Genomic DNA, 17,700 nt, shown 5'->3' with positions numbered 1-17,700 from the left:
CCTTCCAGGGCTTCCGCTGCTCCCGGGGCCGGTCTTCCGGCTTTCCGGGCTTCCGGGAGCGGGTGCGCGGGAAGCGGGTGCGCGCGGTCACTCGTCCAGGGTCAGGCCCTTGCGGAGTTTGCCCAGCGTGCGGGAGAGCAGGCGCGAGACGTGCATCTGCGAGATGTTGAGCTCCTCGCCGATCTCCGACTGGGTGAGCCCGGCGACGAAGCGCAGGGAGAGGATCTTCCGGTCGCGCGCCGGGAGCGAGGCGATCAGCGGCTTGAGGGACTCGATGTACTCGATGCCCTCCAGCCCGTGGTCCTCGTAGCCGATGCGGTCCGCCAGGGCGCCCTCGGTGTCGTCCTCCTCGGGCTGGGCGTCCAGCGAGCTGGCCGTGTAGGCGTTGCTCGCCGCCATGCCCTCGACGACCTCCTCCTTGGTGATCCCGAGCCGCTCGGCGAGCTCGGCCACGGTGGGGGAGCGGTCGAGCTGCTGGGCCAGCTCGTCCCCGGCCTTGGCCAGGTCGAGGCGGAGTTCCTGGAGGCGGCGCGGGACGCGCACGGACCAGGAGGTGTCACGGAAGAAGCGTTTGATCTCTCCGACGATGGTTGGCATCGCGAAGGTGGGGAACTCGACCCCTCGGCTGAGCTCGAAGCGGTCGATGGCCTTGATGAGACCGATGGTGCCGACCTGGATGATGTCCTCCATCGGCTCGCTGCGGGAGCGGAACCGGGAGGCGGCGAACTTGACCAGTGCGAGGTTGAGTTCCACGAGCGTGTTGCGGACGTACGCGTGCTCGTGCGTCCCTTCCTCGAGCGTTTCGAGGCGCGCGAAGAGCGTCTTGGACAGCGCCCTCGCGTCGAGCGGTTCGACGGTGTCGTACGGGGGGATGTCGGGCAGATCGAACCGGTCGGTCGCGATCCGCTCGTAACGGTGGATCTGCTGGGGCGGAGTTGCCGACGGCGCGTCCGGGGTACGCGTTTCGTCGAGCCGGGGTGACATGGTCTCCTCCATCGTTCTCGGCATATGGCCGCCGATGCCGAAAGAAAGTGGCTGCGGTGTGCGGCGCCTCCAAAGCCGGCCGTGTTGGTTGTGTCCTTACTAGCCCTACCCGCTTCGACTGGATCGTTGCAAGTGTCAATTGTCCCATATGTACGGTTTGTGGTTAAGTCTCGACTACCGGCCACCGTTCAGAAGGCGTAGGGTTCTACCGACTCAACGGCATCGGCGAAGAGGGACGGCATGGACCGCGGGACGGTCGGCAGCGCGAATCAGGGCCGGCTCAAGGTCGGGGTCCGGACGGATGGCCGCAGTGAGGTTCTCACGCCGGCGGGTGAGCTCGATCACCACACGGCCGAGCTGCTGCGCGAGCCGCTGGACTCCGCACTCGAACAGGGCCGCACACGCTTGGTGATCGATTGTTCGCAGCTTGCGTTCTGCGACTCCACCGGGCTCAACGTGCTGCTCGGGGCACGCCTGAAGGCGGAGGCCGCGGGCGGAGGAGTGCACCTCGCGGGCATGCAGCCCGTAGTGGCCAGGGTGTTCGAGATCACTGGTGCGGAGGCGGTCTTCACCGTCCACGACTCGGTGGAAGCGGCACTGGCCGACTGAAGCGACAAAGCGGGTGTCGTCCCGGATCGGCCGGGCAGAAGAACCCCGCGGCAACTGTACGGAGGGGCTCCACACTCTCTGTGACGGCCCTGTGGCTGCCCTGTGACGACGTAATGGCGACTTGGTGAATTCGGTGAGGTGAAGCGCTGATGGGTACCACCCAGCAGCATCCGCCGAGCGATCTCGGCCCCCAGCCGGACGGCTCCGCCCTCGGTGTCGGTGCCTCGGTCCCGGCCTCCCCCACCGCTCCCGCATCGCCGGAGATGAGGTCCGACATGTCAGGTGCGGTGTCCGGGCCCGGCCCCGGGGCCACGCCCGCGGGGCGCCGGACGCGGCGGCTCTCGCTGGGCAGCGCCAGCGGGATCGTTCCGCTCGCCCGGGACTTCACCCGGCAGGCGCTCTACGACTGGGGCTGGCTGCCGGCGGCCACCGCCGACCGGCGGGCCGCCGCCGAGGACGTCCTGCTCGTCGTCTCCGAACTCGTCACCAACGCGTGCCTGCACGCCGACGGCCCGGAAGAGCTCCGCGTCTCGCTGGACTCGAAGGTGCTGCGCCTGGAGGTCGAGGACCGGAGCGAGGGCCGGCCGGCGCCGCGCACCCCGCACCAGGCCGGACGCCCGGGCGGGCACGGCATGTTCATCGTCCAGCGCCTCTGTCTGGACTGGGGGGTGGTCCGGTCGGAGGACCTGCCCGGCAAGACGGTCTGGGCGGAACTGGCGGCCCCCGCTTAGCGCCCCGGATCCCCGGCGCGATGGTGGAGCACGGCGATACGCCGTGCTCTTTGTCTTTCCTCCCCACGACCGCGGGCCCGCCGCCCTCGTGCCGGTCGCCGGTACGGCGGAGGGCCGCCGTACCGGACGTGTCCGGTGCGGCGGCCCTCGGCGCGGGGTCGTACGTGTCAGCGCACGTTGCCCATCATCGTCCGGACCTTCTTGCGGTACATGTACACCGCCAGACCGGCCACGGCCGCCAGGGTCGCCTCCATGGCGATGATCCCGGTGCCGTTCAGGTCGACGCCCGCCAGGGACAGCAGACCCGTGGTGCAGTCACCGGCGGTGACCGCGAGGAACCAGACGCCCATCATCTGGGAGGCGTACTTCTGCGGCGCCATCTTCGTGGTCACCGACAGGCCGACCGGGGAGAGGCACAGCTCACCGATGGTCTGGATCATGTAGATCGAGACCAGCCACATCGGGGAGACCTTGGTGCCGTCGCCCGCCATGCCCATCGGGACGATGAAGACGAAGAAGGACGCGCCGACCAGGACCAGGCCCATCGCGAACTTCACGATGGTGTTGGGCTCCTGGTTCTTACGGGCCAGCCACAGCCACAGCCAGGCGAAGACCGGGGCCAGCGCCATGACGAACAGCGGGTTCAGCGACTGGTACCAGGTGGCCGAGAAGTCGAAGCCGAAGACGCTGCCGGCGGTCTTGTCGTCGGCGAACAGGGACAGCGTCGAACCGCCCTGGTCGTAGATCATCCAGAAGACGGCCGCGGCCACGAAGAACCAGATGTAGCCGTTCATCTTCGACTGCTCGGCGGACGACAGGTCCTTGTCGCGCTTGATGCGGACGAGGACGGCGACCGGGATGACCAGGCCGGCGAGGGTGAGCGGCACCAGGGCCCAGTTCAGCGTGTAGGCGCCCAGCGCGACCACGACGCCGTAGAAGACGGCGACGGCCAGGACGGCGCCGCTGACCTTGAGCAGCACCGCGCGGCGCTCCTCAGGGCTCAGCGGGTTCGGGACGACGCTGCTCTTCGGGCTCAGGTGGCGCGTGCCGAGCAGGAACTGGATCAGGCCCAGGCCCATGCCCAGCGCGGCGAGCGCGAAGCCGAAGTGCCAGTTGTGCTCCTTGCCGACCGTACCGATGACGAACGGGGCGACGAAGGCACCGAGGTTGATGCCGATGTAGAAGAGGGTGAAGCCACCGTCACGGCGCGGGTCCTCGGGACCGTCGTAGAGGTGGCCGACCATCGTGGAGATGTTGGCCTTCAGCAGACCCGAACCGGCCGCGACCAGGATCAGGCCGACGAAGAACATCGCCTGGCCGGGCAGCGCCAGGCTCAGGTGACCCACCATGATCACCGAGCCGGCGATGGCGACCGTCTTGCGGGCGCCCCAGACACGGTCGCCGAACCAGCCGCCCGGCATGGCCATCAGGTAGACCATCGACACGTAGACGGAGTAGATGGCCGTCGCGGTGGCGGCGGTCATCGCCAGGCCGCCGCCCTGGCTGCCCGTCGCGGCGTCGGCGCCGCCCGAGACCAGGTAGTACACGAGGAGGGCGCGCATGCCGTAGTAGCTGAAGCGCTCCCACATCTCGGTCAGGAAGAGAGTGGCCAGGCCGCGGGGGTGGCCGAAGAAGGCCTTGTCGCCGCCGGTGGTCCGGGGCGAGTCCTTCGTCAGGCTGGACGCCATGGTCGATCCTTGCTTGCTCGGGACGCGCGCGCTTCGTGAGCGGTCACGCGCCCGGTGGGGGGCGGCCGGCACCGGCACGGGCCCCGCCCCTACCCCCGCGCCCACGAGGGTCCGCTCCGTACGCGTACGGAGACGGGGGGACAGGCCGCACCGGGATCCACGCCCCGGCGGCGACATCGCGCCACGGGGCCCGGCCCACAGGTCATTCACTGTCTCGAGACCGGCCGGGCCGGCCTCACGCAGAAAGAGACCTTTGGCGCGTAGTGGGCCAAAGGTCCCCGGATAGTGCATCAGGCGTCTCGCCACCATACGACACGACAGGGATGCATATGGAAGGACTTGAGAGATGGATCACAGGTGTCGCTGGAACCGCCAGGCCTGTTTCCAAGGTATTCCGCTGGATGGCACCCCATAGTCGCAGGCCGTGTCGATCATCGTGCGATCCCCCCACGCCCCCTGACCGGCGCGGACTACCATCACCCCATGACCCGTGTACTGCTCGCCGAGGACGACGCATCCATCTCGGAACCGCTGGCCCGCGCCCTGCGGCGGGAGGGTTACGAGGTCGAGGTGCGGGAGGACGGACCCAGCGCGCTCGACACCGGGCTCCAGGGCCATGTCGACCTGGTCGTCCTGGACCTGGGGCTGCCCGGGATGGACGGCCTGGAGGTGGCCAGGCGGCTGCGCTCCGACGGCCTCACCGTGCCGATCCTGGTGCTCACGGCCCGCGCCGACGAGGTCGACACCGTCGTCGGGCTCGACGCGGGCGCCGACGACTACGTCACCAAGCCGTTCCGCCTCGCCGAACTGCTCGCCCGGGTCCGGGCCCTGCTCCGGCGCGGCGCCAGCGAACCCGCCCCCGCCCCCGCGACCCACGGCGTGCGCATCGACGTCGAGTCGCACCGCGCCTGGATGGGCGAAGAGGAGCTCCAGCTCACCGCCAAGGAGTTCGACCTGCTGCGGGTCCTCGTCCGCGACGCCGGCCGGGTCGTCACCCGCGACCAGCTCATGCGCGAGGTGTGGGACACCACCTGGTGGTCGTCCACCAAGACCCTCGATATGCACATCTCCTGGCTGCGCAAGAAGCTCGGCGACGACGCCGCCAACCCCCGCTACATCGCCACCGTGCGCGGCGTGGGCTTCCGCTTCGAAAAGAGCTAGGTACGCACCGTGCGCCGCCGTCTGATCAACTCCACGCTCGCCGTGGTCCTCGTCGTCATCGCCGTCTTCGGGGTCTCCCTCGTCATCGTCGAGACGCGCACCATCAGCAGCAGCGCGCAGGAGAGCGTGGACTCCGAGGCCGTACGGCTCGTCAGCATCGTCGAGAGCCGGCTCGTCGGCGGCGAGCCCGTCAACCCGGCCATCCTCGCCCGGCAGAGCGGCGCCAAGCGGTACGCCCTGGTCGAGATCCCCGGCCGCGCCCCCATCGAGATCGGCGTACGGCCCGGCGGCAGCGTCATCCGCGGCAGCGCCGACGGCAAGCGCGGCGAGAAGGTCACCGTCGAGGAGTCACGCTCCACGGTCACCCGCGAGGTCGGCCGCACCCTGCTGATCATCGGCGCCGTGGCGCTGCTCGCGGTGATCGCCGCCGTCCTCCTCGCCGTACGCCAGGCCAACCGCCTCGCCTCCCCGCTCACCGACCTCGCCGAGACCGCCGAACGGCTCGGCTCCGGCGACCCCAGGCCCCGCCACAAGCGGTACGGCGTGCCCGAGCTCGACCGGGTCGCGGACGTCCTCGACGCCTCCGCCGAACGGATCGCCCGGATGCTCACCGCCGAACGGCGGCTCGCCGCCGACGCCTCGCACCAGCTCCGCACCCCGCTGACCGCGCTGTCGATGCGGCTGGAGGAGATCTCCGAGACCGACGACCCGTCCACGGTCAAGGAGGAGGCGCACATCGCGCTCACCCAGGTCGAGCGGCTCACCGACGTGGTCCAGCGGCTGCTGACCAACGCGCGCGACCCGCGCAGCGGCTCGGCGGTCGCCTTCGACCTCGACGAGGTCGTCAAGCAGCAGATCGAGGAGTGGCGGCCGGCCTACCGCAGCGCGGGACGGGCGATCGTCCGGTCCGGCAAGGTCGGCATGCGGGCCGTCGGCACCCCGGGCGCGGTCGCCCAGGTGCTGGCCGCCCTGATCGAGAACTCGCTGATGCACGGGGGCGGCACCGTCGCCCTGCGCACCCGGGTCATCGGCAACCAGGCCGTCGTCGAGGTCACCGACGAGGGTCCCGGCGTACCGCCCGACCTGGGGGCGCGGATCTTCGAGCGGACCATCAGCGGCCGCAACTCCACCGGCATCGGCCTCGCCGTCGCCCGCGACCTCGCCGAGGCGGACGGCGGCCGCCTGGAACTGCTCCAGCAGCAGCCGCCGGTCTTCGCCCTGTTCCTCAGCCGCGAGGTGCGCGGCCGCGCCGAGCCCGAACCCCCGACCGTCCGCTAGGTCGTGTCCGCGACGTCTCGCCTGGCCCGCGGTGTCCCGCACACGGACACTCCCTAGCGCGCCCCCGCCCGAGGCCCGGCGACCGGCTCGCCGGCCGGCTCCGGCGCGTGGCGGCGCTGCTCCAGGAACGATTCGGCGGTCTGGACCGCCTCACGGGCCGGCAGCGTACGGAACACCCAGGTGCGGTACGACCAGAAGCGGAACAGGGTGGCCACACCGATGCCGAAGAACTTGAAGAAGTTGTTCTGCAACGGGCTGTCCCAGCCCATGCCGTACGTCGCCGCGTACAGCACACCGTTCTCGATCACCAGCCCGACCAGGCTGAACAGCAGGAAGAGCGTGAGCTCCTTCGTCCGCCCGCCCTTGTCGCGGTCCCGGTACGTGAAGTAGCGGAAGCCCACGTAGTTGAAGGCGATGGCGACGACCGTGGCGAGCAGGCTGGCCCGGACGACCGGCAGCTCCGTGGTGTGCCGCACCAGGTTGAAGACCGCCATGTTGACCAGCAGCCCGAGACCGCCGACCAGACCGAATTTGGCGATCTCGCGGACGAGCTGGTCCAGCCGCACCCGCAGTGCGCCTCGTTCACTCATGGTGATCTTTCAGCCCCGTCCGGTCGAGTGGGTCAACCAAGCCATGCTAACCACCGCCCCACGGCCCCGCTCGGGGACGGAGGAAAGGCCGCCGCCCGGGCCGGATACCCTAAGAGGGTGACGTTCCCGGTAGTAGGCATGGTGGGCGGCGGTCAGCTCGCCCGAATGACCCACGAGGCGGGCATCCCCCTCGGCATCAAGTTCAAGCTCCTCAGCGACTCCCCCCAGGACTCGGCGGCCCAGGTGGTGAGCGACGTCGTCCTCGGCGACTATCGCGACCTGGACACGCTGCGTGAGTTCGCACGCGGCTGCGACGTGATCACCTTCGACCACGAGCACGTCCCGACCGAGCACCTGCGGGCCCTGGAGGCGGACGGCATCCCCGTCCGGCCGGGGCCCGACGCGTTGGTGCACGCGCAGGACAAGGGGGTGATGCGCGCCAAGCTCGACGAGATCGGCGCCCCGTCCCCGCGCCACCGCATCGTGACGGACCCGGCGGACGCGGCGGCCTTCGCCGCCGAGACCGGAGGGTTCCCGATCATCCTCAAGACCGTGCGCGGCGGCTACGACGGCAAGGGCGTGTGGTTCGTCCGCTCCGAGGACGAGGCGCGCGACCCGTTCCTCGCGGGCGTGCCGGTCCTCGCGGAGGAGAAGGTCGACTTCGTCCGCGAGCTGGCGGCGAACATCGTCCGCTCCCCGCACGGCCAGGCCGTGGCGTACCCCGTCGTCGAGTCCCGCCAGGTCGACGGCGTCTGCGACACGGTCATCGCCCCGGCGCCCGACCTGTCGCCCGACCTGGCCGGCCAGGCACAGGAGCTGGCGCTGCGCATCGCCAAGGAGCTGGGCGTCGTCGGCCACCTCGCCGTCGAGCTGTTCGAGACCCGCGACGGCCGCATCCTCGTCAACGAGCTGGCGATGCGCCCCCACAACTCCGGCCACTGGACCCAGGACGGCGCGGTCACCTCACAGTTCGCCAACCACGTACGGGCCGTCCTCGACCTGCCGCTGGGCGACCCCCGTCCGCGCGCCACCTGGACCGTCATGTGCAACGTGCTCGGCGGCGACTTCCCCGACATGTACCGGCCCTACCTGCACTGCATGGCCCGGGACCCCCAGCTCAAGATCCACATGTACGGCAAGGACGTGAAGCCCGGCCGCAAGGTGGGCCACGTCAACACCTACGGCGACGACCTCGACGACGTGCTGGACCGCGCGCGTCACGCCGCCGGCTACCTGCGAGGGACGATCGTTGAGTAACCCACAGGACACCCCGCTCGTGGGCATCGTCATGGGCTCCGACTCCGACTGGCCGGTCATGGAGGCCGCGGCCTCCGCGCTCGACGAGTTCGAGATCCCCTACGAGGTCGACGTCGTCTCCGCGCACCGGATGCCGCGCGAGATGATCGCGTACGGGGAGCGCGCCGCCGAGCGCGGCCTCAAGGCGGTCATCGCGGGCGCCGGCGGTGCCGCGCACCTGCCCGGCATGCTGGCCTCCGTCACCCCCCTGCCGGTCATCGGCGTCCCCGTCCCGCTGAAGTACCTGGACGGCATGGACTCCCTCCTGTCGATCGTCCAGATGCCGGCCGGGGTCCCCGTGGCCACCGTCTCGGTCGGCGGCGCGCGCAACGCGGGCCTCCTCGCCGCGCGGATCCTCGCCACCTCCGACCCGGACCTGCTCTCCCGGATGACCGACTTCCAGCAGGAGCTCAACGACCAGGCCACCGAGAAGGGCAAGCGGCTGCGGGCGAAGGTCGAGGGTTCGGCGTCGTTCGGTTTCGCCAAGTGACGCGGCCCGTGGACGAGGCGCGCGAACTGCTCGCCTCGTACCCCGTGGTCGACGGCCACAACGACCTGCCCTGGGCGCTGCGGGAGAACGCCGGCTACGACCTGGACCGCCTCGACGTCGCGGCGGACCAGACCGGCCGGCTCCACACCGACATCCCCCGGCTGCGGGCCGGCGGGGTCGGCGCCCAGTTCTGGTCGGTGTACGTCCGCACCGGCATGGCCGGCGACGACGCGGTCAGCGCGACGCTGGAGCAGATCGACTGCGTCGACCGGCTCCTCGCCCGCCACCCGGCGGACCTGGCGCCCGCGCTGACGGCCGACGACATGGAGGCCGCCCGCGCCTCCGGCCGCATCGCCTCGCTCAAGGGCGCCGAGGGCGGCCACTCCATCAACAACTCGATGGCCACCCTCCGCGCCCTGTACGCGCTGGGCGTCCGCTACATGACGCTCACGCACAACGACAACGTGCCCTGGGCCGACTCCGCCACCGACGCCCCCGGCGTCGGCGGCCTGTCGGCCTTCGGCCGCGAGGTCGTCCGGGAGATGAACCGGCTCGGCATGCTGGTGGACCTCTCGCATGTCGCCGACACCACGATGCGCGACGCGCTGGCGACGTCCGAGGCGCCGGTGATCTTCTCCCACTCGTCCTCCCGGGCCGTGTGCGACCACCCGCGCAACATCCCGGACGACGTCCTGGCCCTGCTCCCCGCGAACGGGGGCGTCGCCATGGCCACGTTCGTCCCCAAGTTCGTCCTCCCCGCCGCCGTCGAGTGGACCCGGCGGGCGGACGACAACATGCGGGCGCACGGCTTCCACCACCTGGACACCACACCGGAGGCGATGCGCGTCCACGCGGCCTTCGAGGAGGCCGACCCCCGGCCGGTCGCCACCGTCGCCACGGTCGCGGACCACCTGGACCACATGCGCGAGGTCGCGGGCATCGCGCACGTCGGCATCGGCGGCGACTTCGACGGCACGGCGTTCACGCCGGAGGGCCTGGAGGACGTGGCGGGCTACCCGAACCTGATCGCGGAGCTCCTCACGCGCAAGTGGTCGCGCACCGACATCGCGAAGCTCACATGGGAGAACCCGGTGCGGGCCCTGCGCGACGCGGAGTCCGTCTCCCGCGCCCTGTCCCACCGCGCCCCCTCCACCGCCACGCTCCCCACCCCCGACGCCTGACCCCGCGGGCACGCCCCGGTACGGCCCCGCCCCCGGTACGGCCCCGCCCGTGTCCCTGCTGGGCGGCGCCTGCCGGTGGGTGAGGGCGCGTCACCCGAACGCAGTACGTCACCGAGACCGCCGTACCGGCTCGTGCCACCTTGGCCGTACGGAACAACGGCTCGTCGTGACACCCCGGAGCGGAGCTCCCCCATGGCAGACCTTCAGGACCACCCGTACGCGGACCCCTCCGCGATCGGTGAGCTCGACGACCCGCCCGACGGTCTCGCCGAGGCGCCCACCCCGGCCGAGGTCGACCTCGAGCGGGCCCGTGTACTGCTCGCCGCGCAGCTCGTGGTCGACGGCCACAACACGCTCGCGCAGGAGCTGGACCGCACGCACTGGCACGACCTCCAGTACGGCTCGGCGCTCCTCGACACCGACATCCCCCGCATCCGCGCCGGCGGCGTCGGCGCGCAGTTCTGGTCGCTGCACGTGGCGCCGGGCCCGTCGGCCGTGCAGGAGACGCTGGACCGAATAGACGCCGTGTCCACCCTGATCGCGTCGTGCCCCGAGGCCCTGCGGCTCGCGCTGACCGCCGCCGACATGGTCCAGGCCCGCGACTGCGGGCGGATCGCGTCCCTGCTGGGTCCGGTGTCGGGCGCCGCCCTGGGGGACTCGCTGGGCACGCTCCGCGCCTACCACGCGCTCGGCGTGCGGAGCGTGAACATCGCCGGTACGCCGTGGACGGCCGATCCCGACGGGCTGACGCCGTTCGGGGAGGAGGCGGTGCGCGAGATGAACCGCCTCGGTGTCCTGGTGGACCTGTCGGGCGCCTCGGAGGCCACCATGGACCGGGTCCTGGACGTGTCCAAGGCGCCGGTCATCCTGTCCCACTCGGCGGCCCAGGCCCTCACACCGCACACGGCCAACGTCCCCGACGACGTGCTGCGCCGGCTGCGCGCGAACGCCGGTGTGTGCATGGTGAGCTTCGCCCCGGACCAGGTCACCCGCCGGGCCGACCAGCCCGCCACCCTGTGGGACGTGGCCGACCACGTGGAGCACGTGCGGGAGGTCGCCGGACCGGAGAGCGTGGGCCTGTCGGGTTCCTACGGCATGACAACCGACGCCCCGCACACGATCGGCCTGGAAGACGCGTCGTGCTACCCGAACCTGATCGCCGAGCTGCTGCACCGGGACTGGGCCGAGGCCGATGTCGCCGCCCTGACCTGGGGCAACGCGGCCCGTGTCGTACGGGAGGCGGCGAACGCCGCGCAACCGGCGTAGCCCATGGCGGGCCGGCCGCCAGGCCCCGGAACCGTCAGGCCCCGGAACCGTCAGGCTCGGCAGAGGCAGAACGGGTGCCCCGCGGGGTCCGCGTACACCCGGAACCCCCGCTCGCCCCCCTTGTCGTCGACGTCCAGCGGCCGCGCGCCCAGCGCGAGGACCCGCTCGTGCGCGTCGTCCATGTCCTCGACGTCCAGGTCGAGGTGGAGCTGCTGGGCGTTGCGGTCGGCCCGGGGCCACTCGGGCGGGCGCAGGTCCGTCGCCCGCTGGAACGCCAGCCGCTGCCCGTCCGGCAGGTGGAGGTCGATCCAGTGGTCGTCCTCGGTCTGGTCGTCCTTGATCTCGCCGCCGAGGACCGCGGCGTAGAACTCGGCGAGCCGGCGCGGCTCGGGGCAGTCGATCGCGGTGAGCGTGAGCGTCGCAAAAGCCATGGCGCCCGGGTGCCCGTGCGGCGGGCGGCCATGCCTGCCGTGGGGTCCGGCCCGGGGGCGTCCCCCCCCCATGCCGCCGCAGGGGTCAGGCCCGGGGGCGGCCCATCGCGCGGAAGGTCCAGCCGGCCTCGCGCCAGCGGTCGGCGTCCAGGGCGTTGCGGCCGTCCAGGATGATCCGGGCGGCCGCGGCCTCGCCCAGCTCGGCCGGGTCGAGCTCGCGGAACTCGCGCCACTCGGTGAGGTGCAGCACGACGTCGGCGCCGCGCACCGCCTCCAGGGCGGTGTCGGCGTACCCGAGGGTGGGGAAGATCCGCTGCGCGTTGTCCATGCCCTTGGGGTCGTACACGGTGACCTGGCCGCCCTGGAGGTGGATCTGGCCGGCCACGTTCAGCGCGGGCGAGTCGCGGACGTCGTCGGAGTCGGGCTTGAACGTCGCGCCCAGCACCGCCACGCGCTTGCCCAGGAACGCGCCGTCGCCGAGGGCCTCGCGGGCCATGCCGACCATCTGGCCGCGGCGGCGCATGTTGATGGAGTCGATCTCACGGAGGAAGGTCAGTGCCTGGTCGGCGCCCAGCTCACCGGCCCGGGCCATGAAGGCCCGGATGTCCTTGGGGAGGCAGCCGCCGCCGAAGCCGATGCCGGCCCGCAGGAACTTCGCGCCGATCCGCTCGTCGTGGCCGATGGCCTCGGCGAGCTTCACCACGTCGCCGCCGGCGGCCTCGCAGACCTCGGCCATGGCGTTGATGAAGGAGATCTTGGTCGCCAGGAAGGAGTTCGCGGCGGTCTTCACCAGCTCCGCCGTGGGGAAGTCGGTCACCACGAACGGCGACCCCTCCGCCATCGGTGTGGCGTACACCTCGCGCAGCAGCTTCTCGGCGGCCGCGCTCTCGACCCCGACGACGATCCGGTCCGGGTGCAGGGTGTCGCGGACGGCGAAGCCCTCACGCAGGAACTCGGGGTTCCACGCCAGTTCCGCGTCGGCGCCCACCGGCGCCCGGTCGGCCAGGAGCCGGGCCAGCCGCTCCGCGCTGCCGACCGGCACGGTCGACTTGCCCACCACCAGCGCGGGGCGCCGCAGGTGCGGGGCCAGCGAGCCGAAGGCGGCGTCGACGTACCGCATGTCGCACGCGTAGTCCCCGTGCTTCTGGGGCGTGTTCACGCACACGAAGTGGACGTCGCCGAACTCGCCGACCTCCTCCCAGGAGGTGGTGAAGCGCAGCCGCCCGGTGGATCCCTCGATGCCGGCGACGTGCTTGCGCAGCAGGTCCTCCAGCCCCGGCTCGTACATGGGGACGCGTCCCGCCGAGAGCATCTCGATCTTCTCGGGGACGACGTCCAGACCGAGGACCTCGAAGCCGAGCTCCGCCATGGCCGCCGCATGGGTGGCGCCGAGGTATCCGGTGCCGATCACGGTGATCTTGAGGGCCATACGGTGCTCCATTGACGTACGGGAGGGAGTGCGGGCCCGAGCATAGTCGTGCCCGCGGCCGGGCACGGTTCCCGCAGGACCGGCGCTGTCGTCAAGCTCACGTATGCCTGGCCCGGCCGCTCCCACTAAAATTCGGGTTACTTAACGGTAGTTAGCAGCAGCTCAGGGGAGTGAGAGATAGTGGCGGGAACGCCTGACTTCGATCTGTACCGCCCGTCCGAAGAGCACGACATGCTCCGGGACACCGTCCGCTCGCTCGCCGAGGCCAAGATCGCGCCGTTCGCCGCCGCGGTGGACGAGGAGGCCCGCTTCCCGCAGGAGGCGCTCGACGCGCTCCTCTCCTCCGACCTGCACGCCGTGCACGTCCCCGAGACCTACGGCGGCGCGGGCGCCGACGCCCTCGCGACCGTGATCGTCATCGAGGAGGTCGCCCGCGTCTGCGCCTCGTCCTCGCTGATCCCGGCCGTGAACAAGCTGGGCTCGCTGCCGGTCATCATCTCCGGCTCCGAGGAGCTGAAGAAGAAGTACATGACCCCGCTCGCCAAGGGCGACGGCATGTTCTCGTACTGCCTCTCGGAGCCCGACGCGGGCTCCGACGCCGCCGGCATGAAGACCAAGGCCGTCCGCGACGGCGACTTCTGGGTCCTCAACGGCGTCAAGCGCTGGATCACCAACGCGGGCGTCTCCGAGTTCTACACGGTCATGGCCGTGACCGACCCGTCCAAGCGTTCCAAGGGCATCAGCGCCTTCGTCGTCGAGAAGTCCGACGAGGGCGTCTCCTTCGGCGCGCCGGAGAAGAAGCTCGGCATCAAGGGCTCCCCGACCCGCGAGGTCTACCTCGACAACGTCCGCATCCCCGCCGACCGCATGATCGGCGAAGAGGGCACCGGCTTCGCCACCGCGATGAAGACCCTGGACCACACCCGCATCACCATCGCGGCCCAGGCGCTCGGCATCGCCCAGGGCGCCCTGGACTACGCCAAGGGGTACGTCCAGGAACGCAAGCAGTTCGGCAAGCCGATCGCCGACTTCCAGGGCGTCCAGTTCATGCTGGCCGACATGGCGATGAAGATCTCCGCCGCCCGCGCCCTCACCTACCAGGCCGCCGCCGCCTCCGAGCGCGGCGACGCCGACCTCACCTACCTGGGCGCCGCCGCGAAGTGCTTCGCCTCGGACATCGCCATGGAGGTCACCACCGACGCGGTGCAGCTCCTCGGCGGTTACGGCTACACCCGCGACTACCCGGTCGAGCGCATGATGCGCGACGCCAAGATCACCCAGATCTACGAGGGCACCAACCAGGTCCAGCGGATCGTGATGGCCCGCAACCTGCCGTAACACCCCCGCACACCGCACGACGGCCCCCGGCGCTCCGCCGGGGGCCGTTGCGGTTAGGCTGCGCTGCCGCACACCAGCACAGCACCAGTGGGAGTCCTCATGAGTGTGGATCGCCAGATCTCCGCACTGCTCAAGCAGATAGCGACCCAGGACGTCGTGGTCGTCACCAACGAGTTCTCCCACGCGGGACGAGCCGCCACGCTCGCGCACGTCGTCGAGCACTACGGCTTCGAGTACGCCGAGACCCGGCGCGAGGGGCACAACAGCCGCACCCTCGCGGTCTACCTGTACCGCGACCCCGCCCCCGAGGCCCGCGCCCGGGAGGCGGCGACCATCGCCGCGCACCCGCGGGCGGGCATGGGCGGTACGGTGCCCGGGCTCCAGCCCGGGACGCTGAAGCCGACCGCCGAGGCGGCGGAGGCGGTCGCCCGGACGAAGGACCGCATCGGGTACGACGTCATGACGCAGATGGCCGGTGCGCGCAAGATGGGCTTCGCCTGGGTGTGCGTGGCCGCCCTGGTGGTGACTCTGCTGATCTGCGGGATGTACGTCGGCGCCCTCGCGGGCGGCGCCGCCCTGGCGGGCCTGCTGGTGGGCGGTGTCAGGATCAGCGAGGCCCGCCGGGAGCGCATCGCCCAGCGCCTCCGCGCGGCCGGCTTCGTACCGGTGCGCGACGAGGACGGCCGCTGCCGCTTCCTCCGCCCCGGCCAGCAGCTCCCCGGCCACACGAACCCCTTCGCCGTCTGACACCCGGGCGCCCGCCGGGTTCGTGGTGGTGGCACCACCACGACAAGCAGGCACTCCCGGGGCGGGGCGGGGCCGGACAGGCTGCTGGCATGACGATCAAGCACCTCGCCGCCGCGACGCTCGCCGCCGCGGCGCTCCTGTCCACGACGGCCCCCGCCGCGCCCGTGGGCACCGCGGCGTACGCCCACGCGCCCGCCCCGGTGCCCCGGGAGATCACCGGACACGCCCGCTCGCTGCACCCGGAGGGCATCGCGTGGGACCCCACCCGCCGGGCCTTCCTGGTGTCGTCCGTGCGGCACGGCACCGTCTCCGTCGTCCGGCCCGACGGGCGTACCAGCACGCTCGTCAGTGACCCGCGCCTGGTCTCCACGTACGGCGTGCACGTGGACGCGGCGCGCGGGCGTCTCCTCGTCGCGTACGCCGATCTCGGGGTCGCCGAGCGGTCGGGTCCCGGCACCGCGCACCGGACCGGTGGGCTCGGGATCTACGACCTGCGCACCGGGCGGCCGCTGCACCTGGTGGACCTCACCGCGCTCTCGCCCCACCAGCAGCGGTACGCCGTCAATGACGTGGCGGTCGGGCCGGACGGCACTGCGTACGTCTCGGACGTGAGCGGCGACGCCCTCTACCGGGTCGACCGGCACGGCCGCGCCTCCGTGCTGGTCCGGGACGCCCGGCTCACCGACGGCCACGGCACCGGCGTCAACGGGCTCGTCGTCCACCCGGCCGGCCATCTGCTCGCCGTCAACTACGGCGACGGCCGCCTGCTGCGCGTACCCCTGCGCGACCCCCGCCGCCTCGGCGAGGTCGCCCTGCCCGCGCCCCTGTACGGAGGCGACGGGCTCGCCCTGAGGCCGGACGGGGCCCTGGTCGCGGTGACCAACGACCTGGCCAACCCCAGGGGCGCCGACGCCGTCCACGTCCTGCGCTCCGGCGACCACTGGCGCACCGCCCGGGTGGCGGCCGGCGGCCCGTGGCCGGTGCGGGGCCCGTCGACGGTGGCGCACTCGCCGTACGGCGACCACGTGCTGAGCGGGCGCCTGGAGGTGGTGTTCGGGCCGGACGGCCGGACCGCGGACGACTTCGTCGTACGGCGCCGGTGAGACCGGCCGCCGGCCCCGGGGGGCGTGCCCAGCTCGTGTCCGCGAAGTCTCGCCCGCCCTCCGGGCGGACGCCGTACTTCGCGGACACCCCCTAGTTGCCGGTGACCGTGACCTTCTCGTCGTTCTGGATCTGCCTCACGAGCTGCTGCACCTTCGTCTTGTCCCAGACGAGGTTGCCGCCGCGGCTGCCGTTGATCGGCATGTTCATCGACACACCGTCGCCGCCGCTGATGCCCTTCATCGCGAAGAACATCTCGCCCAGGTCGAACAGCGACATGTCCTCGTCGACGATCAGCGTGTCCAGCCCGGCGCCCATCATGGGGTAGAGCTTGAAGGGGTTCAGGATCGTCCCCGGCGTCGCCGCCTGGCTGGCGAGCGCGGACAGGAACTTCTGCTGGTTCTTCGTCCGCGCCAGGTCGGACTCGGCGAACGCGTACCGGGTGCGGACGAAGGCGAGGGCCTGCTCGCCGTTGAGGGTCTGCTTGCCGGCCTGGAAGTCGGCCCCGGACTTCTTGTCCTTGAAGCCCTTCTCGATGTTCATCTCCACACCGCCGAGCGAGTCGACGATGTTGGCGAAGCCCGCGAAGCCGATCTCGGCGTAGTGGTCGATGCGCAGCCCGGTGTTGTGCTCGACGGTGCGGACCAGCAGCTCGGGGCCGTCCTCCGCGTACGCGGCGTTCAGCTTCACCCGGCGGCCCTGGGCCGGGAAGGTCTTGCCGGACTCGGAGCCGACGAACTTGGGGATCTCCACGTCGGAGTCGCGGGGCAGCGAGATCATGGTGTTGCCGCTGCCGCAGGCCGCCAGGATCATCATCGAGTCGGTGCGCTTGCCCTCGGCGGAGCCGGTGTGCAGCTTCTTCTTCTCCTCGGCCGTCATGCCCTCACGGCTGTCGGAGCCGACGATCAGGTACGTCGTGCAGTCGCCCTCCTGCGGGCGGTCGATGACCTTGGAGAGGTCGACCTCGCGGCGCATCCTGCCGTCGGCCCAGAAGTACGTGCCGACGCTGGTGCCGAGGACCGCGACCAGCAGCACGATGGAGCCGATCTTGATGCGGCGGCGCCAGTCCGGGGCGGGTCCGGGCGCCCGGACGGAACCCCGGTCCGGGACGAGGGGGCCGCCGCCACGGCCGCCGCCCTGGGGCGTGCCGTAGACCTGCCCGGTGTTGTAGCCGCTGTCGTAGGCGTCGTCGTACCCCTGCGACTGCTGCTGCGGGACCGGCGGGCGCCGCGGCGGCGCGGAGGGGCGCCGGACGTGCCGCATCACCCGGGCGCCCTCGGGCTGGGCGTCGGCGCTGCCACGGCCGTGACGCGCGTTGCGGTCGTCGGACCATCCTTCGGGCCAGTCGTTCATGCGGAACAGTGTGCAGGCCGCCGCCCG

General features: G+C 71.6%; 17 protein-coding genes. 11 read left to right on the top strand and 6 right to left on the bottom strand.

Annotated features, from left to right (window positions below):
• Positions 1 to 87: 87 nt before the first annotated feature.
• Positions 88 to 984: an RNA polymerase sigma factor SigF gene (locus ACZ7LK_RS20045; RefSeq protein WP_392275322.1), complete on the bottom strand. Its 897-nt coding sequence runs from the start codon at positions 982 to 984 to the stop codon at positions 88 to 90.
• A 240-nt stretch (positions 985 to 1,224) separates the two neighbouring features.
• Here ACZ7LK_RS20045 and ACZ7LK_RS20040 point away from each other — a divergent pair, with 240 nt between their 5' ends.
• Both ACZ7LK_RS20040 and ACZ7LK_RS20035 read left to right on the top strand, forming a co-directional pair.
• Positions 1,225 to 1,593 (top strand): STAS domain-containing protein, encoded by a 369-nt coding sequence (locus ACZ7LK_RS20040; protein ID WP_392275260.1) that lies wholly within the window; start codon positions 1,225 to 1,227, stop codon positions 1,591 to 1,593.
• Positions 1,594 to 1,742: 149 nt separating this feature from the next.
• On the top strand, positions 1,743 to 2,324 hold the full coding sequence (locus ACZ7LK_RS20035) for an ATP-binding protein (RefSeq protein ID WP_392275261.1): 582 nt from the start codon (positions 1,743 to 1,745) through the stop codon (positions 2,322 to 2,324).
• 167 nt (positions 2,325 to 2,491) lie between these two features.
• Here ACZ7LK_RS20035 and ACZ7LK_RS20030 read toward each other — a convergent pair whose 3' ends face one another.
• Entirely contained in the window at positions 2,492 to 4,012 is a 1,521-nt protein-coding gene (locus ACZ7LK_RS20030; RefSeq protein ID WP_392275262.1) for a peptide MFS transporter, read from the bottom strand.
• Between the two features lie 483 nt (positions 4,013 to 4,495).
• Here ACZ7LK_RS20030 and ACZ7LK_RS20025 point away from each other — a divergent pair, with 483 nt between their 5' ends.
• Both ACZ7LK_RS20025 and ACZ7LK_RS20020 read left to right on the top strand, forming a co-directional pair.
• Entirely contained in the window at positions 4,496 to 5,173 is a 678-nt protein-coding gene (locus tag ACZ7LK_RS20025; RefSeq protein WP_392275263.1) for a response regulator transcription factor, read from the top strand.
• 9 nt (positions 5,174 to 5,182) lie between these two features.
• Positions 5,183 to 6,451 (top strand): ATP-binding protein, encoded by a 1,269-nt coding sequence (locus tag ACZ7LK_RS20020; RefSeq protein ID WP_392275264.1) that lies wholly within the window; start codon positions 5,183 to 5,185, stop codon positions 6,449 to 6,451.
• Positions 6,452 to 6,504: 53 nt separating this feature from the next.
• Here the strand turns inward: ACZ7LK_RS20020 and ACZ7LK_RS20015 are convergent, their stop codons facing one another.
• Positions 6,505 to 7,041: a GtrA family protein gene (locus ACZ7LK_RS20015; protein WP_392275265.1), complete on the bottom strand. Its 537-nt coding sequence runs from the start codon at positions 7,039 to 7,041 to the stop codon at positions 6,505 to 6,507.
• Between the two features lie 138 nt (positions 7,042 to 7,179).
• On the opposite strand from ACZ7LK_RS20015, the gene ACZ7LK_RS20010 reads away from it, so the two are divergent.
• The 4 genes from ACZ7LK_RS20010 (at position 7,180) to ACZ7LK_RS19995 (ending at position 11,274) form a co-directional block, all read left to right on the top strand.
• Positions 7,180 to 8,298 carry a 5-(carboxyamino)imidazole ribonucleotide synthase gene (locus ACZ7LK_RS20010; protein ID WP_392275323.1) on the top strand — a complete coding sequence of 373 codons (1,119 nt, stop codon included), beginning with the start codon at positions 7,180 to 7,182 and terminating at the stop codon, positions 8,296 to 8,298.
• Between the two features lie 31 nt (positions 8,299 to 8,329).
• Positions 8,330 to 8,827 (top strand): 5-(carboxyamino)imidazole ribonucleotide mutase, encoded by a 498-nt coding sequence (purE, locus tag ACZ7LK_RS20005; RefSeq protein WP_392275324.1) that lies wholly within the window; start codon positions 8,330 to 8,332, stop codon positions 8,825 to 8,827.
• Positions 8,824 to 10,008: a dipeptidase gene (locus ACZ7LK_RS20000; RefSeq protein WP_469463397.1), complete on the top strand. Its 1,185-nt coding sequence runs from the start codon at positions 8,824 to 8,826 to the stop codon at positions 10,006 to 10,008. Before purE ends, ACZ7LK_RS20000 begins: the two co-directional genes overlap by 4 nt.
• A 192-nt stretch (positions 10,009 to 10,200) precedes the next feature.
• The gene (locus tag ACZ7LK_RS19995; protein ID WP_469463396.1) at positions 10,201 to 11,274 is read left to right on the top strand and encodes a dipeptidase; all 1,074 of its coding nucleotides are present in this window, start codon (positions 10,201 to 10,203) and stop codon (positions 11,272 to 11,274) included.
• 50 nt (positions 11,275 to 11,324) lie between these two features.
• On the opposite strand, the gene ACZ7LK_RS19990 is transcribed toward ACZ7LK_RS19995, so the two are convergent.
• Both ACZ7LK_RS19990 and ACZ7LK_RS19985 read right to left on the bottom strand, forming a co-directional pair.
• Positions 11,325 to 11,705, bottom strand: coding sequence for a VOC family protein (locus ACZ7LK_RS19990; RefSeq protein ID WP_392275268.1), 381 nt, complete (start codon positions 11,703 to 11,705; stop codon positions 11,325 to 11,327).
• An 85-nt stretch (positions 11,706 to 11,790) separates the two neighbouring features.
• Entirely contained in the window at positions 11,791 to 13,134 is a 1,344-nt protein-coding gene (locus tag ACZ7LK_RS19985) for a UDP-glucose dehydrogenase family protein (RefSeq protein ID WP_471142309.1), read from the bottom strand.
• A 180-nt stretch (positions 13,135 to 13,314) separates the two neighbouring features.
• Here ACZ7LK_RS19985 and ACZ7LK_RS19980 point away from each other — a divergent pair, with 180 nt between their 5' ends.
• The 3 genes from ACZ7LK_RS19980 (at position 13,315) to ACZ7LK_RS19970 (ending at position 16,322) form a co-directional block, all read left to right on the top strand.
• Entirely contained in the window at positions 13,315 to 14,472 is a 1,158-nt protein-coding gene (locus ACZ7LK_RS19980; protein ID WP_392275270.1) for an acyl-CoA dehydrogenase, read from the top strand.
• Positions 14,473 to 14,571: 99 nt separating this feature from the next.
• On the top strand, positions 14,572 to 15,219 hold the full coding sequence (locus ACZ7LK_RS19975) for a hypothetical protein (RefSeq protein ID WP_392275271.1): 648 nt from the start codon (positions 14,572 to 14,574) through the stop codon (positions 15,217 to 15,219).
• A gap of 89 nt (positions 15,220 to 15,308) precedes the next feature.
• Positions 15,309 to 16,322 (top strand): SMP-30/gluconolactonase/LRE family protein, encoded by a 1,014-nt coding sequence (locus tag ACZ7LK_RS19970; protein WP_471142306.1) that lies wholly within the window; start codon positions 15,309 to 15,311, stop codon positions 16,320 to 16,322.
• A gap of 91 nt (positions 16,323 to 16,413) precedes the next feature.
• Here the strand turns inward: ACZ7LK_RS19970 and ACZ7LK_RS19965 are convergent, their stop codons facing one another.
• Complete coding sequence (locus ACZ7LK_RS19965) at positions 16,414 to 17,673, bottom strand: LCP family protein (RefSeq protein WP_471142303.1); 1,260 nt, start codon at positions 17,671 to 17,673, stop codon at positions 16,414 to 16,416.
• Positions 17,674 to 17,700: the final 27 nt, after the last annotated feature.

This window comes from Streptomyces sp. NPDC039423, assembly GCF_055598725.1.
Note: the sequence above shows the minus strand (reverse complement) of the source record. Positions and strands in the feature narration are given on the sequence as shown.

Coding starts and splice junctions, on each gene's coding strand:
- ACZ7LK_RS20045 (WP_392275322.1), bottom strand. CDS start 984: ATGTCACCCCGGCTCGACGAAACGCGTACCCCGGACGCGCCGTCGGCA.
- ACZ7LK_RS20040 (WP_392275260.1), top strand. CDS start 1,225: ATGGACCGCGGGACGGTCGGCAGCGCGAATCAGGGCCGGCTCAAGGTC.
- ACZ7LK_RS20035 (WP_392275261.1), top strand. CDS start 1,743: ATGGGTACCACCCAGCAGCATCCGCCGAGCGATCTCGGCCCCCAGCCG.
- ACZ7LK_RS20030 (WP_392275262.1), bottom strand. CDS start 4,012: ATGGCGTCCAGCCTGACGAAGGACTCGCCCCGGACCACCGGCGGCGAC.
- ACZ7LK_RS20025 (WP_392275263.1), top strand. CDS start 4,496: ATGACCCGTGTACTGCTCGCCGAGGACGACGCATCCATCTCGGAACCG.
- ACZ7LK_RS20015 (WP_392275265.1), bottom strand. CDS start 7,041: ATGAGTGAACGAGGCGCACTGCGGGTGCGGCTGGACCAGCTCGTCCGC.
- ACZ7LK_RS20010 (WP_392275323.1), top strand. CDS start 7,180: ATGGTGGGCGGCGGTCAGCTCGCCCGAATGACCCACGAGGCGGGCATC.
- purE (WP_392275324.1), top strand. CDS start 8,330: ATGGGCTCCGACTCCGACTGGCCGGTCATGGAGGCCGCGGCCTCCGCG.
- ACZ7LK_RS19995 (WP_469463396.1), top strand. CDS start 10,201: ATGGCAGACCTTCAGGACCACCCGTACGCGGACCCCTCCGCGATCGGT.
- ACZ7LK_RS19990 (WP_392275268.1), bottom strand. CDS start 11,705: ATGGCTTTTGCGACGCTCACGCTCACCGCGATCGACTGCCCCGAGCCG.
- ACZ7LK_RS19985 (WP_471142309.1), bottom strand. CDS start 13,134: ATGGCCCTCAAGATCACCGTGATCGGCACCGGATACCTCGGCGCCACC.
- ACZ7LK_RS19975 (WP_392275271.1), top strand. CDS start 14,572: ATGAGTGTGGATCGCCAGATCTCCGCACTGCTCAAGCAGATAGCGACC.
- ACZ7LK_RS19970 (WP_471142306.1), top strand. CDS start 15,309: ATGACGATCAAGCACCTCGCCGCCGCGACGCTCGCCGCCGCGGCGCTC.
- ACZ7LK_RS19965 (WP_471142303.1), bottom strand. CDS start 17,673: ATGAACGACTGGCCCGAAGGATGGTCCGACGACCGCAACGCGCGTCAC.